The sequence below is a fragment of the Thalassospira sp. HF15 genome, assembly GCF_011806525.1.
Classification (GTDB): domain Bacteria; phylum Pseudomonadota; class Alphaproteobacteria; order Rhodospirillales; family Thalassospiraceae; genus Thalassospira.
Map to the genome: position 1 here is coordinate 36,222 of NZ_JAAVKI010000001.1, position 16,326 is coordinate 52,547.

At 54.8% G+C, this 16,326-nt stretch carries 19 protein-coding genes; 11 read left to right on the plus strand and 8 right to left on the minus strand.

The window, feature by feature from the left end:
* Positions 1-121 precede the first annotated feature (121 nt).
* The gene (locus HED22_RS00175) at positions 122-1,063 is read right to left on the minus strand and encodes a LysR family transcriptional regulator (RefSeq protein WP_167717742.1); all 942 of its coding nucleotides are present in this window, start codon (positions 1,061-1,063) and stop codon (positions 122-124) included.
* Between the two features lie 138 nt (positions 1,064-1,201).
* Here HED22_RS00175 and HED22_RS00180 point away from each other — a divergent pair, with 138 nt between their 5' ends.
* From HED22_RS00180 to HED22_RS00195, 4 genes are read left to right on the plus strand one after another with little or no spacing between them, the layout of a single operon-like run.
* On the plus strand, positions 1,202-2,170 hold the full coding sequence (locus HED22_RS00180; protein ID WP_167717744.1) for a TAXI family TRAP transporter solute-binding subunit: 969 nt from the start codon (positions 1,202-1,204) through the stop codon (positions 2,168-2,170).
* A 32-nt stretch (positions 2,171-2,202) separates the two neighbouring features.
* Positions 2,203-4,071 (plus strand): TRAP transporter fused permease subunit, encoded by a 1,869-nt coding sequence (locus HED22_RS00185; RefSeq protein WP_167717746.1) that lies wholly within the window; start codon positions 2,203-2,205, stop codon positions 4,069-4,071.
* Positions 4,068-5,405 (plus strand): acyclic terpene utilization AtuA family protein, encoded by a 1,338-nt coding sequence (locus tag HED22_RS00190; protein ID WP_167717748.1) that lies wholly within the window; start codon positions 4,068-4,070, stop codon positions 5,403-5,405. The genes HED22_RS00185 and HED22_RS00190 overlap by 4 nt, the downstream gene beginning before the upstream one ends.
* 2 nt (positions 5,406-5,407) lie before the next feature.
* Positions 5,408-5,719, plus strand: coding sequence for a hypothetical protein (locus HED22_RS00195; protein ID WP_167717750.1), 312 nt, complete (start codon positions 5,408-5,410; stop codon positions 5,717-5,719).
* A gap of 19 nt (positions 5,720-5,738) precedes the next feature.
* Here HED22_RS00195 and HED22_RS00200 read toward each other — a convergent pair whose 3' ends face one another.
* Entirely contained in the window at positions 5,739-6,482 is a 744-nt protein-coding gene (locus HED22_RS00200) for a glutathione S-transferase (RefSeq protein WP_167717752.1), read from the minus strand.
* A gap of 277 nt (positions 6,483-6,759) precedes the next feature.
* On the opposite strand from HED22_RS00200, the gene HED22_RS00205 reads away from it, so the two are divergent.
* Positions 6,760-6,978 carry a DUF3126 family protein gene (locus tag HED22_RS00205; protein ID WP_064790642.1) on the plus strand — a complete coding sequence of 73 codons (219 nt, stop codon included), beginning with the start codon at positions 6,760-6,762 and terminating at the stop codon, positions 6,976-6,978.
* Between the two features lie 58 nt (positions 6,979-7,036).
* Here the strand turns inward: HED22_RS00205 and HED22_RS00210 are convergent, their stop codons facing one another.
* Positions 7,037-7,267 (minus strand): MTH895/ArsE family thioredoxin-like protein, encoded by a 231-nt coding sequence (locus HED22_RS00210; RefSeq protein ID WP_167717754.1) that lies wholly within the window; start codon positions 7,265-7,267, stop codon positions 7,037-7,039.
* Between the two features lie 16 nt (positions 7,268-7,283).
* Positions 7,284-8,612, minus strand: a complete 1,329-nt coding sequence (locus HED22_RS00215; protein ID WP_167717756.1) for a permease — start codon at positions 8,610-8,612, stop codon at positions 7,284-7,286.
* 404 nt (positions 8,613-9,016) lie between these two features.
* Between HED22_RS00215 and fdhA the strand changes: the two genes are divergently transcribed.
* Positions 9,017-10,213 (plus strand): formaldehyde dehydrogenase, glutathione-independent, encoded by a 1,197-nt coding sequence (gene fdhA / locus HED22_RS00220; RefSeq protein WP_167717758.1) that lies wholly within the window; start codon positions 9,017-9,019, stop codon positions 10,211-10,213.
* Positions 10,214-10,361: 148 nt separating this feature from the next.
* A complete protein-coding gene (locus HED22_RS00225) occupies positions 10,362-11,018 on the plus strand; it encodes a hypothetical protein (protein WP_167717759.1) in 657 nt (218 codons plus the stop codon).
* A gap of 81 nt (positions 11,019-11,099) precedes the next feature.
* Here the strand turns inward: HED22_RS00225 and HED22_RS00230 are convergent, their stop codons facing one another.
* From HED22_RS00230 to HED22_RS00240, 3 genes are read right to left on the minus strand one after another with little or no spacing between them, the layout of a single operon-like run.
* The gene (locus HED22_RS00230) at positions 11,100-11,885 is read right to left on the minus strand and encodes a siderophore-interacting protein (RefSeq protein WP_167717760.1); all 786 of its coding nucleotides are present in this window, start codon (positions 11,883-11,885) and stop codon (positions 11,100-11,102) included.
* A complete protein-coding gene (locus HED22_RS00235) occupies positions 11,882-12,379 on the minus strand; it encodes a MarR family winged helix-turn-helix transcriptional regulator (protein ID WP_167717761.1) in 498 nt (165 codons plus the stop codon). The genes HED22_RS00230 and HED22_RS00235 overlap by 4 nt, the downstream gene beginning before the upstream one ends.
* A 16-nt stretch (positions 12,380-12,395) precedes the next feature.
* Positions 12,396-13,817: an MFS transporter gene (locus tag HED22_RS00240; protein WP_167717762.1), complete on the minus strand. Its 1,422-nt coding sequence runs from the start codon at positions 13,815-13,817 to the stop codon at positions 12,396-12,398.
* Between the two features lie 281 nt (positions 13,818-14,098).
* Here HED22_RS00240 and HED22_RS00245 point away from each other — a divergent pair, with 281 nt between their 5' ends.
* Together HED22_RS00245 and HED22_RS00250 are read left to right on the plus strand one after the other, a co-directional pair.
* The gene (locus HED22_RS00245) at positions 14,099-14,332 is read left to right on the plus strand and encodes a biotin/lipoyl-containing protein (RefSeq protein WP_167717763.1); all 234 of its coding nucleotides are present in this window, start codon (positions 14,099-14,101) and stop codon (positions 14,330-14,332) included.
* A gap of 68 nt (positions 14,333-14,400) precedes the next feature.
* Positions 14,401-14,592, plus strand: coding sequence for a hypothetical protein (locus tag HED22_RS00250; RefSeq protein WP_167717764.1), 192 nt, complete (start codon positions 14,401-14,403; stop codon positions 14,590-14,592).
* A gap of 30 nt (positions 14,593-14,622) precedes the next feature.
* Here HED22_RS00250 and HED22_RS00255 read toward each other — a convergent pair whose 3' ends face one another.
* The gene (locus HED22_RS00255) at positions 14,623-15,294 is read right to left on the minus strand and encodes a class I SAM-dependent methyltransferase (protein WP_167717765.1); all 672 of its coding nucleotides are present in this window, start codon (positions 15,292-15,294) and stop codon (positions 14,623-14,625) included.
* Between the two features lie 287 nt (positions 15,295-15,581).
* Between HED22_RS00255 and HED22_RS00260 the strand changes: the two genes are divergently transcribed.
* Together HED22_RS00260 and HED22_RS00265 are read left to right on the plus strand one after the other, a co-directional pair.
* A complete protein-coding gene (locus HED22_RS00260) occupies positions 15,582-15,839 on the plus strand; it encodes a type II toxin-antitoxin system RelE/ParE family toxin (protein WP_167717766.1) in 258 nt (85 codons plus the stop codon).
* A 10-nt stretch (positions 15,840-15,849) separates the two neighbouring features.
* Entirely contained in the window at positions 15,850-16,233 is a 384-nt protein-coding gene (locus HED22_RS00265; RefSeq protein WP_167717767.1) for a helix-turn-helix transcriptional regulator, read from the plus strand.
* Positions 16,234-16,326: the final 93 nt, after the last annotated feature.

The following is a 16,326-nucleotide window of genomic DNA, read 5'->3' on the forward strand; positions in this document are numbered from 1 at the left end:
TAATCCTTCCAAGCTTGGATGTGTTATCGCGCATAAGGAGATTTAAGATGTCGATGTATCCGCAAAGGGTGCAAAACCGCATCTCGGCTTTAAGCTGAGTGGAAAATGCATCCAAGGGACGCTACGCCACTGTGTTTTCGGTTTCCAGATGTGCGACGAGTGATTTGAGGTTCCGGCTGCGCACCAGATGCAAAAATGCCTGTGCTGCGGGCGGCAAGGTACGCCCGGATCGCCAGATCAACCCAATATGACGAAGCAGAACCGGACTTTCCAGTTGTCGAAAAACAAGGGGGGCCCGGCCAAGAACCGGCAGGGTTAAGGATGGCAGAGCCGTGATACAAAGCCCTTGCGATACCAGTGCCCCCGCCGTTGCAAGATGCGCCACCTCAAAGCGGGGATGAAAGGCAAAGCTATGCTGCGTGCAGGCGGCGTCAATAATCGAACGCACACTTGTTTCGCGCGACATTGCGACCATCGGCTGCGACAGGATTTCTTCCCATTGATAGGTTCGATCTTCTTCAAGAAACCCGCCGGGTGCCCCGACCGCGATGAAACGGTCGCTCAGCAATCGTTGGAAGGATAGATTGTCTGTATCCTCAACCACATCGGCGGTAAAGCCGATATCGGCACGCCCCATTTCGACTTCGCGCAAAACCCCCTCGGACAGCATGTCATTAAGCTGAACATCGACATTCGGATGCACCTGCATGAATTCGGAAATCAGCGGTGGCAGCAATCCGGCCGTTACCGAAGGCAGACCGGCGATCGTCAATTTTCCGCGTTTGGTATTGAGGTAGGTGTCAAACTCATCAAGGGCGGAATCAGTGGTGTTGAGGATCCTTTCCGCCAGTCTGAGGAACATTTTTCCCTGTTCGGTCAGCGCAACATTTCGTGTGTCACGGTCAAACAGCCGTGCCTGGGTGCGGTCCTCGATGCGGCTGATTTGCCGACTAAGCGTCGATCCTGAGATACCAAGTCTTTGCGCAGTCTTGCGAAAACTGCCCGTTTCAGCAAGAAGACAGAAAGACCTTATTTCATCGGTATCGAGATTGATGCGTTTCATGCATCAATTATCTCATTATTTGATCTTCCTGCAACAAAGAAACTGTTCGACACTTCCGGTCCGTCCAAAAACAACCAAGCGCAAGACTTGCCGACGGAACGTTAAACATGCCGATTACGGCATAGGGAGGAATACATTATGAAACTTTCAAAACTCGCTTTGGCGGGCGTGCTCGCCTTTGGTTTGTCCGTACCGGCTTTCGCACAGGAAAAACTGCTGATCGGTTCGACCTCGGCGTCGTCATCGCATTACGGCTATTTTGTTTCTGTCGCCAAGCTGATCAATGATGCCGATAATGGCATCGAGGCATCTGTTGTTGAAACCGGTGCGACAATGGACAACCTGCGGCGCATTCAACGCGATCAGATCGACCTTGGTCTGGTAACCACCAACGTTGCCCAACACGCCCATGCCGGGACAAACTCCTTTGATGGAAACGCGATGGACGGGCTTGGTCTGTTGTGGGTTTATACCGGTGCACCGCAGAACGTGATTGTGCGCGAAGATTCCGGGATCACATCGCTTTCCGATCTTGCAGACAAGCGCTTTAACCCCGGTATCAAGGGATCGGCGACCGAAAGCACGAGCGAGGCTGTGTTCGAGGCGCTGGGCCTTTCTGCCGATTATGTCCGTGGCTCAACCACCGATGTCGTCGACATGATCAAGGATAACCGCGTTACGGGTTATGTTAAATCCGGTGCCGGTCTTAAACTTGATAGTTCGACACTTGATATCGCAACATTTACCCCGATCAAGGTTCTGAGCCTGACCGATGATCAGAAACAGGCGCTGATCGACAAGATGCCTGATATCTCGGTCGTTGATATCCCGGCAGGTGCGGCAGAGGGCGTTGATGCCTATTCCACCTGGAGCTTCGGTGTTGGCGTGGGGGCTGGTGAAAGCCTGTCGGAAGATGCCGCCTACAAGATTGTTGACGCAATCATGTCTGACAAGGAAGTGCAGGGTACTGCAATGGCAAGTGTCAAAGGGGTCAATCTGGCCGAACTGACCTTGCAGTATGCAACAATTCCGCTGCATCCAGGCGCTGCGAAATGGTTCCGCGAGAATGGCTACGATATCCCGGCCAAACTCGATCCGTCCAAATAACAAGAAACCGGAAGTCTTAGAGGAAAACCGTCATGTCTGTGCGCATCCGCGACGGGTTTGCGTTGCTCGTGGGTATATTTGTCTTCTATACCGCCGCAACCGGCCCATTTGAGAGCCTTATTCAAAGGGCGGTTTTCCTCGCACTGGTGACGTGCCTTGGACTAAGTCTATATCCGCTGGGCAAGGGAACCGGTTGGCGGAAAGTCGGCTTGGCGATTGACCTTCTGCTGGCTGCGGTGACGATCAGTGCGTGCGGCTATATCGTCGCAAATTACGATGAAATCATGACGACCCTGCCATGGGCCACCCGGCTGGACATGGCCCTGACCATTGGTCTGGTTGTGACGGTTCTTGAAATCGGTCGCCGTGCGGTCGGGGCGATCTTCCCGGTTCTGGTGATTGTAGGGCTGCTTTATGCGCTGCTTGGCGAGTACCTGCCGGGCAGTCTTGGTCATCGCGGTTTTGATATCGAGTTCGTCACCGAAACCATTTTCCTTGGCGACCTTGGCATTTGGGGCATGTTGACGGGGGTCGCTGCCACCGTGATTGCGGCCTTTGTTCTGTTTGGTGCCTTGCTGCTCCATACTGGCGGCGGGCAGAGCTTTATGGATCTGGCAATGCGTCTTGGCGGACGCCAAAAAGGCGGTGCCGCCAAGATTGCGATTATTTCCAGTGGCTTGTTCGGGATGATTTCGGGATCGGCGGTGGCCAATGTCGCTACCACCGGGAATTTCACCATCCCGATGATGCGCCGTCTGGGCTATCCCGGTCCATTGGCCGCAGCGGTCGAAGCGGTAGCCTCGACCGGGGGGCAGATTGCCCCGCCGATTATGGGGGCTGCGGCCTTTGTCATGGCCGAGATACTTGGCATTGCCTATGTCGATGTCATGGTCGCAGCGATCATTCCTGCCGTGTTGTTTTATCTGTCTGTGTTTGTGACAGTCCACATCGTCGCAACCCGAAGGAACCTTAAACTGGTGCCCGAGGATGAGCTTCCGGCATGGTCGGAAATCCTTGCCTTGCGCAAGGTGCTGCCAATTATCGCAGCACTCGGGGGGCTTGCGGTTGGCATCTTTATGGGGCGGTCGGTTGCGACCTCGGCCTTTTACGGCATGGTCGCACTTCTGATTGCGTTTGTGGCGACATCTGCCGGACGCCTGTCGGTTGACGAGATGTTCAAGCGGGTTCTGGCTGGCATTACCGATGCAGGCAAAGGCATGGTGATTATTGGTGTGCTGCTTGCCGGGGCGCAAATCCTTGTTTCCATGATCAACATGACGGGCATTGGCGTGACGCTGAGTTCGATGATTGTTGCGATTGCCGGGGACTCAATCGTTCTTGTGGCGATTATTGTTGGGCTTGTGTGCCTGATTATGGGCATGGGATTACCGACAACGGCGGCCTACGTCCTGGTGGCGGCTGTTCTGGCACCTGCCATGACCGCGGTCGGTGTTGAGCCGCTTACAGCCCATCTGTTTGTCTTTTACTTTGCCACCATATCGGTGATCACACCGCCGGTCTGCGTTGCAGTGTTTGTCGCGGCCGGGATTGCCCAGACAAACTGGTTGCCAGCAGCATTCGAGGCAGTGCGCCTCGGTGCGATGACCTATGTCGTTCCGTTCATGTTGTTGCTTTATCCGGGTATGACGGCAGGGGGCGGCGGATTGGCCATTATGAACGCGATCCTGTCTGGCCTTGTTCTGGTGGTCGCCATTCCGGCACTACTCGGCGGGCAGACATTCATCGGACGGCAATGGATGGACCGGGGCTTGCTTGTGATTGTGATCGGAGTTGCTTTGTGGCCAGCCTTCCTGACGCCGGTGATCGCAGCGGTGTTGCTTGGCGGTGCCTTTTACGTCGGACGTAATATGCGCCGCACGGCCCTGGAGGGCGGCCAATGAAAACCATACGTATTGGCACAGGTGCGGGTTTTTCCGGGGACCGGATTGAGCCGGCTGTTGATTTAGCCGAAAAAGGCGATCTGGATTATCTCGTTTTCGAATGCTTGGCCGAACGCACCATTGCATTGGCGCAGCAGGCAAAAATGCATGATCCCAATGCCGGGTTTGACCCGTTGCTTGAGCGCCGAATGCGGGCAGTTTTAAAGATCTGTCGCGAAAAGGGTGTTCGGGTGATTTCAAACATGGGGGCGGCAAATCCGGTGGCGGCCGCCAAACACACCATCAAGATTGCCCGTGAGTTAGGTCTTTCGGGCCTTCGGGTTGCCGCCGTGCAAGGCGACAATGTGCTGGATGTTTTGTCGCCAGATGAATTCGTGATTGAGGATACCAACTGCACACTTGGCGCATTTGACAAGGACGTCATTTCGGCAAATGCCTATTTGGGGGCAGCGGGCATTGTCGATGCCTTACATGCCGGTGCCGACGTTGTGCTGACCGGGCGGGCGGCGGACCCGGCGATGTTTTTGGCACCCCAGATCTTTGAATTTGGTTGGCGGATGGACGACTGGACACGTTTGGGACGTGGCACGCTTGTTGGGCATCTTCTGGAATGTGGCGGGCAGGTTACCGGCGGTTACTTTGCCGATCCGGGATTAAAGGATGTTCCCGATCTGGCCAATCTTGGTTTCCCGATTGCCGAAGTTGATGAATATGGCAATGCTATCATCACCAAACTGCCGGGTACCGGTGGCTTTGTGAATGCGGCAACGTGTAAGGAACAGCTCCTTTACGAAGTCCATGATCCGAAACGTTATATCCAGCCCGATGTGATTGCCGATTTTTCTGCCGTTGAAATTACCGAGGTCGGCCCGGATCGTGTGGCTGTATCAAACGGGAATGGTTTGCCAAAAACCGGCAGCCTTAAGGTATCGATCGGCTATATCGATTCCTGCGTCGGCGAGGGGCAGATTTCCTATGCCGGGCCGGGGGCGTCGCAACGGGGGCAATTGGCCCTTGATATCCTGCGTCAACGTATCGATCAGATCGGCATTGACTGTGATGAAGTGCGCGGTGAGCTGATCGGGGTGAATTCGATTTTCAAGGATGTCGCGGCCACTGATTGTGCGCCGTCAGAAGTTCGGGTCCGCTTTGTCGTTCGGACGGGCGACATGCAAACCGCGGCGCGCATCGGCGAGGAAGTTGAAAGCCTGTATCTGAACGGCCCTGCCGGGGGTGGCGGTGTCACCAAATCAAGCCGTGAAATCGTTGCCATTGTGTCCGGGCTTTTGCCCGAAGACAGGCTGACAACCCGTTTCGAGATGATGGAGGCGTGACGATGCAGCTTCGCGATATTGCGCATTCGCGTACCGGCGATAAGGGGAATATCTCCAATATTTCAGTAATCGCCTATCGCCCAGAAGACTGGCCTGTTTTGCTTGAACAGGTCACTGCTAAGCGGGTTCGCGACCATTTTGGGGCTTTGATCGCGGGCGAGGTCGTGCGCTACGAACTGCCGCAAATCGGGGCGCTTAACTTTGTGATGTATGAGGCGCTTGGTGGCGGGGTTACGCGCTCACTCGCACTCGATCCGCATGGCAAATGCCTGAGCTCTCGGTTGCTGACCTTGCCGATTGACATGCAAGGCTGACGGATGGTTCGCGTTTGATTTATGCGGCCTTGAAAATGATTGGTTCGTCGCCTTCGTGCCACTGGTCATATTTCGTCATGGCACGGTCAAACAGGCTTGATGCCAGAAAATCATCCAGCCAGCGCTGCACATGAACGAACGGCATGGCGTCAAACGCCTCTTTGTCGGTATTGGCAAACTGGCGGATAAACGGCGCAATGGCGAAATCGGCCAATGCCGGGCGTGATCCAAACAGGTATTTGCCAACAGCAAGCCGTCCATCAAGGCGATTAAGGATCTTTTCCGCATCCCGGCGATGTTCGAGGGGGTCAACGTCATCAAAGCGGTTGGGATACTTGTAACGATCAAGGTGGTGCTTGAACGGACCGTCATTCTGCGAAATCAGGGCCAGCATATCATCAAGCGTGCCGCTTTCCGGTGTCAGCCATTCCAGCGGATCGTTTTCGGCCAGCGCCCAGACCATGATTTCAAGGCTTTCATCAATCACGGTGCCATCTTGCAGGATCAGAACCGGCACGGTGGCCTTTGGTGATGCCTCGATCATGCTTTGCGGTTTGTCGCGCAAGACAACTTCGCGCAGCTCGACATCAATGTCGGCCGCCAGCAGCGCCATACGCGCACGCATGGCATAGGGGCAGCGCCGAAAACTGTAAAGGATGGGCCGGGATTGCGAAGTACCGTCTTTTGTGTCCTTCGCGGGGGGAAGGTCGGCGGTGTCGCTGGGGGCAGATGCGGTATTGGGAACAAGATCAATTTCGGACATATATTTGGCTTAAACGGTGCATCCGGGCAATGCAATAGACAATCGTGTGACGACAAGGTCGCGCAAACATCTGGCTGTTTGACATGTCTGCTTTAAAATTTGGCCGATTTTACGACTTTTTTGGCCCGGTGGGCTTGATTTCACTGCCCGGTTTGTGGAAGGACAGTGCACCAGATTTCACAACAGGCACAGGAAAGAGGGCAGACGCCAAAGCGCGCATGCGATATCCTGTGATTCTGCAGATAAACGCCGTTGGAAAAAACAAGGGGCAAGTCCTATGACACCGTCAGAGATCGCACGCGTTGAAGATTACCTGCGTCGCACATTCGAGAACCCGAAAATCGCCGTTGATGTGCCCAAGAAAAAGCATCTTCCGGTTGAGATGCGCGTAGGCGACGAGTTCGTCGGTGTTGTCCACCGTGACGAGGATGAAGGCGAAGTCAGCTACTCGCTGAACCTGGTCATTCTGGAAGAAGACCTGCCGCCGGCCAAATAATCTTTGATCGGGTCTAATTCTAAAACGCCCTGTGCCTGAACTGGCCGGGGCGTTTTTTTTATGACAGCATCAGGCGGATTGCGTCGGGGGTGATGACTTTGCCCTCGACCAGAATATCGTCATCGACCATCAGGGCAGGGGTGCGCATGATGCCGGCATCAATGATCTGGTTCGTGTCGGTGATCTTTTCGATCTCGTAATCAAGATCAAGTGCCTGTGCGGCTGCTTCGGCGTTTTTGGCAAGCGCCTGACACTTTGCGCAACCGCTGCCATAAATGCTGAATTTCATCTTTGATCTCCTGTGATCAGAATGATGTGAAATTGCCATAGATGAAGCCCGAAATCGTCGCCATGACGACAACCAGCGTGCAATAGACAAGTGTTTTTTCTGTGCCAATCACGGTGCGAATAACCAGCATGTTGGGAAGTGAAAGTGCCGGTCCCGCCAAAAGCAACGCCAAGGCCGGCCCCTTGCCCATGCCAGCCCCCATCAGCGCTTGGACAATCGGAATCTCCGTCAGGGTCGAAAAATACATGAACGCGCCCAAGACCGATGCCAGTGCGGTCGAGGTCAGGGAATTGTCACCGACCGCTGCCTGCACCCACTGATTGGGGATCAGGCCTTCATGCCCCGGCCGACCCAGCAACAGGCCGGCAATGAAAACCCCCATGACCAGAAGCGGCAAAATCTGTTTGGTGAAATCCCAGGTTTGATCAACCCATTCACGGTCCTGTTCGCGGGTTATGGCAATCATCATCAGACCAACCACGCCGATGACAAAGGCCAATTGCGGGTATTCCGGAACGATGACGGCACTCAGGATGATCATGGCCGCAAGGCCTGCGACCTGTTTTACCGGCCAGTTCCATTGCCAGATCAGAAGTCCGGCAAAGCCAGCTGCCAACAGGGCGGTGTTGGTCCATTTGACGTTATAAACCGCCATCCAGACCGGGCTGCCCGGGACCGATGCCCAGTTGGCAAAGACCAGAATGCCGATCATCAGGCCAAAGAAGGCAATGGTAATCGAAAGCGGCTTGCCGTCATCATCCGCGCCAAAGCCGCGTTTTGATTTGCTGGCGCGATCACTTTCTTCGCGGCGATAGATCAGATGCATGATCAGGCCGATGACAATCGCAAAGACAATCGCCCCGATACCACGCGCAAGGCCGATTTCGGCCCCCAGTACCTTGGCGGTGACGACAATCGCCATGATGTTGATCGCCGGGCCGGAATACAGAAACGCAATCGCCGGACCAAGCCCCGCACCGCGTTTGTAAATCCCGCCAAACAGCGGCAATACCGTGCAGGAACAGACTGCAAGCAACGTGCCCGAAACCGATGCCACGCCAAGGGCGACCGGGCGCGATGCATCCGGGCCGAGATAGCGCATTACCGATCCCTGGCTGATATAGACCGCCATTGCGCCTGCAATGACAAAGGCCGGTAACAGACACAAAATGACATGCTCGCGGGCATACCAGTTGGTCAGATAGACCGCCTCAAGCACCGCATTGTCAAATCGCCCGGTGCCCGCCGGGATGAAATAGATCGCAACAAAGCCAAGCGCGATGGCGGCAAACAGCCGACCTTCGCGGGGATTTTCCCGATAAAGTGCGATCAGGCGATGCAGCATCGGACGGTCTCCATATGACCAGAATAAAAAGTCCTGTTTTTAATCTATCCAGACTGGCGGACGATTACTTTGATACATCGCAACATTGTGCACTGCCGCGACGCGGGGCAAGGCTTCATGCCGGTTTCAGGTGAACGCACCGTATCACAAACGGGTCAAAGAAACTTTCGAAAGGCCGGTTTCGATCAATCGTCGCAAATCTTCTGAGCACAAGAGGAAGTTTAGGGGGTGCCCACCAGTTCGTTTGACAGTGGTGCGAACGCAATCCTACCGTTTTGGTTGCACTCGGCGCGATCGAAAACGCGCGGAGATCTTGGTTCGGGAAGGGTCGCGGTACAAGAACTCAAAATACCCGGACATCAACAACAATCCTGAACTCCATATCAGGGAAGAGGAAACAGAATATGAGCAGTCCATCAAATCGTGGCGTTGTATTCAAAGGTCCGGGAGAAGTCGCAGTCGAAAGCATTGCGTTTCCGGAACTCGCACTGGGTAAACGCAAATGCGACCATGGCGTGATCCTGAAAGTTATCACCACCAATATTTGCGGCAGCGATCAGCACATGGTGCGTGGCCGCACCACGGCCCCGGCCGGGCTTGTTCTTGGCCATGAAATTACCGGTGTGATCGTTGAAGCAGGCCGTGACGTTGAGTTCCTCAATGTCGGTGATGTGTGTTCGGTGCCGTTCAATATTGCCTGCGGGCGTTGCCGTAACTGCAAGTCCGGTTTGACCGGTATTTGCCTGAATGTGAACCCGGCGCGTCCGGGGGCGGCGTATGGCTATGTCGATATGGGCGGCTGGGTCGGCGGTCAGGCCGAATATGTCATGGTGCCCTATGCCGATTTCAATCTTTTGAAATTCCCCGACAAGGATCAGGCAATGGATAAAATCCAGGACCTGACATTGCTGTCCGACATCTTCCCGACCGGCTTCCATGGCTGTGTCACGGCGGGCGTTGGACCGGGATCGACGGTCTATATCGCGGGTGCCGGACCGGTCGGTTTGGCGGCGGCGGCGTCATCGCATCTTCTGGGTGCGGCGTGCGTGATTGTCGGCGACATGATTGATGATCGTCTCGAACAGGCAAGAAGCTTTGGCTGCGAAACCATCGATCTTAAAAAAGACATGCCGATGGAAGACCAGCTTGAAGCGATCCTTGGCGAACGTGAGGTTGATTGCTTTGTTGATTGCGTCGGCTTTGAAGCGCATGGCTGTGGCTGCAACCATAACCACGAAGCCCCGGCAACGGTTCTGAACTCTGCCATGCAGGTGACCCGTGCAGGCGGTTCCATCGGTATTCCCGGCCTTTATGTCACCGAAGATCCCGGCGCGGTGGACGATGCGGCCAAGGTTGGCGCGCTGAGCATGCGCTTTGGCCTTGGCTGGGCGAAATCGCATTCGTTCCATACAGGTCAGTGCCCGGTGATGAAATATCACCGCAACCTGATGCAGGCGATCCTTTTTGAAAAGATCGATATCTCCAAGGCGGTCAATGTTCAGATGATCAATCTGGATCAGGCGCCAAAAGGCTATGCCGATTTTGATGGCGGGGCGGCGAAGAAATTTGTCATCGACCCGCATGGCAGTGTCGCGGCCTGATTGGGCAAATAGAAAAACGAATAACAGGCACCCCGGTCATTGGCCGGGGTGTTTTGCATCGTTTTGAAACAAAACCCTCGGAAACACGTTGAGTTGATGATGCCGGACAGACCGGTAGTCAGTTCGATTTTGTTTTCAGGGGTACCCCATGGGTTCATGGATTGAACAACACGCCACCTTGCTTCAGGTCGGGGTCAGCATCGCAACATTGATGATCTGGATTTTCTATGCGCAATTGCTGTTTCAAAGCTATCGCCGTGTCCGACGTCCGAAAATCGTCATCAACCAGATGCTTGGCAAATCCGACAAGGCGCGCTTTCTGATCAGCAATATGAGCCAGGAAGCCATTCATATCGACAAAGTACTTGTCTGTATCGGTGATGAAACGCAACAGGTGTGCGAACAGGTCACAGATAGCGATCCGGAAGTGGATTTTGAGGGTAATGACGTCCGCAATGAGGGCGGAAAATCGGCCCATGCAGCACGTCTTGATGAACTTACCGTGCAAGGCCCGCTGGAATCGGGAAGATGTATCGAACTGGGCGCGTTGCAAAACCTTATGCGGCGGATTACACAGCAGGCGCGCAGCAGCGATAATCCTGACCCGACAGCCGGGCAAGGGTACTGCCGCATCGAAATCATCGTCATTGCGGTCTATAGCTCGGAAAAAGGTGTGATTGGCGCCAGTCGGGCCTTTGTCTGTGACGAGGACGGGCAGTTGCGCCCCGAAGCGGTTCAAACCACCCAGCATGCCGGATTTTTCGCACGAAGACGTATGGCGCGCCTGCATGCGCAATATGCCTGATCCGATCACATCAATTGCCAAGTACAAACGGGCCCCGCGAAGGGGCCCGAAGTGTTTGAAGATTGCGTCGTGGTGCCGTTGTCAGGCTGCGGTCTTGGCATCCTCGGATTTAAGCGCCTTGTGGGTGTCTTCATTCATGCCAAGCTTCCAATAGCTTGAGATATAAAGATCATCCTTGCCAAGGCCACGAACTTCTCGGAAGTAACTGCGCAAGGACCGCATCGAGGTAAACTCGCACGCCGCCCAGACAGACGGGCGGCCTTCCGTGTGCCAGGGGATGCGTTTGACGACGTCACTCAGGACCGTGTTTTGTTCGCCCGGATGCGGGTTGATCACCCATTCAATCGTGATGTTGTCGGGCTTTTTCAGGTCCTGCATGTCGGCCTCGGACCGGACTTCGATCACGGCATAGCCGCGCGCGTCATGGGGTAATGTTTCCAGATTGACCGATACGGCAGGCAAGGCCGTCATATCACCGACAATCAGGAACCAGTCGGCACTAGGATCGACCAATTTCTTGGGGCCGGGGCCGCCAATGGTGATCACATCGCCGGGCCGGCAATTGACCGCCCAGTTCGATGCCGGGCCGCCATGGTCATGATCATAGCCATCATCGCCATGCATGACGAAATCAACATCAATCTCGCGACCCTGATCGGTCATGCGGTCATGACGCACAGTATAGGTCCGGCGCAGAACGCGGCCTTTATCGTCGTCCTTGATCGGGAAAATCAGTTTAATATAGGCGCTTGCCTGATCCTCGGGAAACTCCTTGATGCCGTCACCGCCAAGGGTGACACGCAGCATATTGGGGGTGACATACCCTTTTTTGATCACGGTAAGATCGCGTGGGGAAGGCTTGGTCATTCATTCACTCCTTGGTCCTCCGGGCCGTTGCCCGCGAAGTCCAGTTTCTTGGATTTGTGGGTTTCCAGGTTGTCAGACATCAGATTGGCAATCTTGACAAAATCCTGGATCTGCTGTGGCGTAAGACCGCGTGTCATTCGGGTTCTGACATCTTTTTCAACAGCGCGGAAATCTTCCATTTTCGCGCTGCCTGCGGCCGTCAAATGCAGGGTTTGGCTCCGTCGATCTTCGGGGTGCGGGCGGCGTTCAATCAGCCCGTCATTTTCAAGTTCTTTTAAAAGCCGGGTGATCCGGCCTTTGTCCTGACCGGATTTTTCAGCCATTTGCTGAGCCGTGATGCCCGGAATGCGGACGATCCATTTCATCACCCGTTTATGCGAAATCGGCATCGGCATGTCGGCATCAACCATCGCCGTCATCAGGCGGCGCTTATAGGCATGCACCAGCCGATGCAGCGTTTCGCCAGGGACATGGATCTGTTCTTCTTCGGTCATGGCAGTTATTATTTCCTCACACGCCAGCCGGGCTGGCAATCAATCCGGTACGAAGGGCATGGCGGCGGCCTTCGCAAATGATGGCCGATGCAACCGCAGACCCACTTGCCACCAGCATGATGGTCGCAAGGTCAAACCCGCCACCCGTCCCGATCAGGATGGCCGCCAGTGCCGCGCCAACCGACTGGCCGGTCAGGCGCGCGGTTGACAGCATGCCACTGGCCCCGCCGGACCGTTCACGCGGCGCACTGGTCAGCATCAGGCGATTGTTGGGCGCCTGAAAAAGACCAAAGCCAGCGCCGCACAGGGCAAGGGCGGCAATGATCGGGACCAAGCCACCGGCATCAGCGGCAAGCGTTGTGCCATAAAGCCCGATGGCAAATGCCGCCATGCCAATCCCGGTCAGGCGGATCGGCGAGAATTTGTCGGCCATCCGCCCGGCAATCGGGGCAATGATCGCGGTGGCGACAGGCCATGGCGTCATCAAAAGGCCCGTCATTGTTGCGCTATGTCCCAACACATCGTGGAAATAGAATGGCAGGGTCACGAACGCAATCATCTGGGCGCAAAAACCGGTCATGGATGATCCGATGGAGCAGGCAAAGACCGGAATTTTCAAAAGGTCGAGGGGCAACATCGGGCGACTGCGTGACAATTGACGCCGCACCAAAAACACCCCGGCGATGAACGAGATGGCAAATTGGCCTGCGATCAGGATCGGGTTGCTTTCAATGCCCATATTGCCAAGGGCCGCGACCAACCCGCCAAAGGTCAGGACATTCAGAAACGCACTGATAAAATCGAACCGGGCCCGGCTTGGCTTATTGAAGGGCAGGCTGAAATACCCCATCGCCACCGAAATCACCGATATCGGCAGATTGATCAAAAACAGCCAGTGCCAGCTGGCAACTGCCATGATGGCGGATGCAATGGTGGGGCCCGCGGCGGCGGATACGGATACTGTCATCGCGATCCAGCCAATCGCCTGTCCCAGTTTCGCATGCGGGAAAACATGGCGCATGATGGCGGCATTGATGCTCATGATCGCGGCGGCACCAAGGCCCTGCAAAACACGTGCGGCAATCAGAAATTCGATATTGGGTGCCATCGCACAAAGGGCGGATGCCATCCCGAACAGCGCAACACCCGTCAGATACACCCTGCGAAAGCCAATCGCCTCGCCAAGGGCTGAAAACGGCAGAAGGGCAACGACAATTGCCAACTGATAGGCGGTAATCACCCAGATCGCATGCGCCGGTGTTGCGCCCTGATCCTGGGCAATTGCGGGCAGGGCAACATTCATGATGGTGCCATCCAGCACCGCCATCATGACTGTGATCAAAAGCGCAAGAGCTGCATAGATGCGCCGCCGTCCCGGCAAACCATCGGGGTGAACTTCAGGGGATATCTTAAGGCGACGCATATGAGGGATCGGCATGGGGCGGTCTCTTTTCTTATTGGTGCGCGAGGGGGCCTTGGTTTCAGGCACGGCCTTTGGCTTGATCTCGCGTCGGCAAAGCGTGGGGCGCTTATGGGGGCAGGCGCGATCTATAAATGGTTGACTTTATCAACCAATATAAAATGTGGTTGATTTTGTCAACTTGTTTTCAAGATTGTCCTTAGGGGGAGTGTTCGGAGCTATATTAGATGTGTATCTTGGGGTGAATTATTCCGGATGTAATATGACGCAAAATTCAACCGCAGGGGATGGCGCTTATAATGCCAATTAATGTCAATATGCCCAATTTCGGCGATGAGGGAGCATGCAAGGTCGTTGAGATTCTTGTCCAACCGGGGCAGGTGGTTGTGGCCGATCAACCCCTTTTGACTGTTGAGGCTAACAAGACCTCTTCTGATGTCGGTGCACCGGTCAAAGGGGTCGTTGGCACCATAAGGGTGTCAGTTGGTGATGTGGTGCACGCCGGAACATGCGTGATGACGATTAACACGTAGCAGGCATTTCACGGGAGCCGACCGAAAAACAGGGGTGGCTTTGGGAGAATAAACAAAGGGATAGATTGATGAAAATGATGACGGTTCTGGGGATTAGTGCGCTGCTTGCGATGGGGACCGCGCCGGTGCCAGCATTCGCAGGGCAGGGGGCAATCGCGTTTGATCAGACGGTTGAACATGGCGGGGGCTGCCGCAAAAGCTCTCCACCGGGTCAGTGCTGTCACATGGACCGCAAGGCGGGAACGGTTCACTGCCACTAGACGTGTAGGCTGAGCGCGCTGGTCTCCAGCCTATTTCACCCGGTACACATCATAGAAAATGTGTTTCTTGTCGGCGAAATCTGCGTGGTTGGGCAGGTAGGGCATGGGATCTGAGTGGGAAATCGGCTCCCATTTCCGGGCCTTGGTGGTGGCCTGGATCGCCTTGATGAAGGCATCGTCATACAGGTCGGTGCGCTGGGTAAAGCTGACAATCCCACCGGGCTTCACGACCCGGCAGAATTCCGAAAACAGCTGCCTGATTTCACGCACATAGGTTAGCGTGCCAATGCACTGAACGGCGGCAAAACCATTATCGCCAAAGGCCAGTGTCTTGTTCATGTCGCGCTTTTTAAGATGGCGGTAAACGCCCTTGGCCTCGGCCGTTTGCAGGGATTCAAGCGAAAGGTCAATTCCGGTAATATCGTTATATCCGGCCTTGGCAAGCTCCAACCCCGTCAGGCCCGTGCCGCATCCGGCATCAAGAACCGGCGCGTCAAACGGAACCCCATGCTTAACCATGATGGCCGCCGCCCGCTTGGGCGCGTCATAACCCATCTTGGGCAAATCCGCGTCATAGCTTTCAGCCCATTTGTCGTAATAGGCGGCAAGGGCGTCCGGCCCGGCATCGGTCATGCGCGTCAAATCAGATGCGCTGTCAGAAAAACCGGTGCTGCTGGAATTGCCATCACTGGCCCCCGTCATGGCTCACCTCACTGTTTTTGTTCTTGGATTTTCTAAATCTTGGAGATGAGTATTAAGGCACAGGCGATGTTGCATTGCAAATTTTGCCCCGTCTTGTGATGGCGTTTGCTTTTTGAGGGCGTTGTTTTGATGGATCATGTCATTTATGAATGAATGTACGTAAAAGGTGTATTTGTGTCAGTGTTGTTATCCTAATAGTATATGCTGTCTACGACCAACTTCGAACAAGATTTGTTGGTGTTTGTTTGTTTTTGTGTTATTAAAAGTTTGTGTTCGAGGTGCGCGTGATGCTCCAGATCGTCTATGCAAGGGATGCGCGCAAGGCATTGCGCAAAATACCCAAAAAGACGCGTGACAGTATTTTGCAGAAAATCGACCTGATCGCACAAAACCCTTTGCGCACCGACCTTGATATAAAACCGCTTAGGAGTGTTTCAGCCCATCGGCTGCGCGTTGGGCAATACCGCGTGATCTATACCCAGGATGGCGTCATTCTTGATGTGCTTAAAATCGGTCCGCGCGGCGATATATACGACAAGCTTTAGGAGACAGGCGATGAATGCGCCCCACCAGATCATTTACAAGGACGACAAGCCCGAATTCGCGGTCGTGCCATGGGATGAATATGTAAAACTCTTCAAGCCGACAGAGGATGATCTGGACAGAATGGCCTATGACCAAGCCGTGGCGCACGATGATGGTGTGCGCTTTCCTGCCGCGGTGATCAAGCGTCTCAGTGACGGCGAAAATCCGGTGCGCGTATATCGCGAGTATTATGATCTCACACAGGAAGAATTGGGCGCGAAAGTAGGGGTGACCGGAACGTATATCGGTGCCGTTGAACGCTGCGCGCGCCCGCTGTCAAAAAAGCTGGCGGTGAAAATTGCATCTGTCTTCAAGGTTGATGCAGATGATTTGGAGCCTTGGTCGCAAGAGTGATCTGATGTTTTGGGCTGAAAATAAATCTGTCCCTGAGGCATCACGTTTGGAGTTTGGGCCCGTCTTCAAGATGGGGCCGGCATGTGTCCGTGC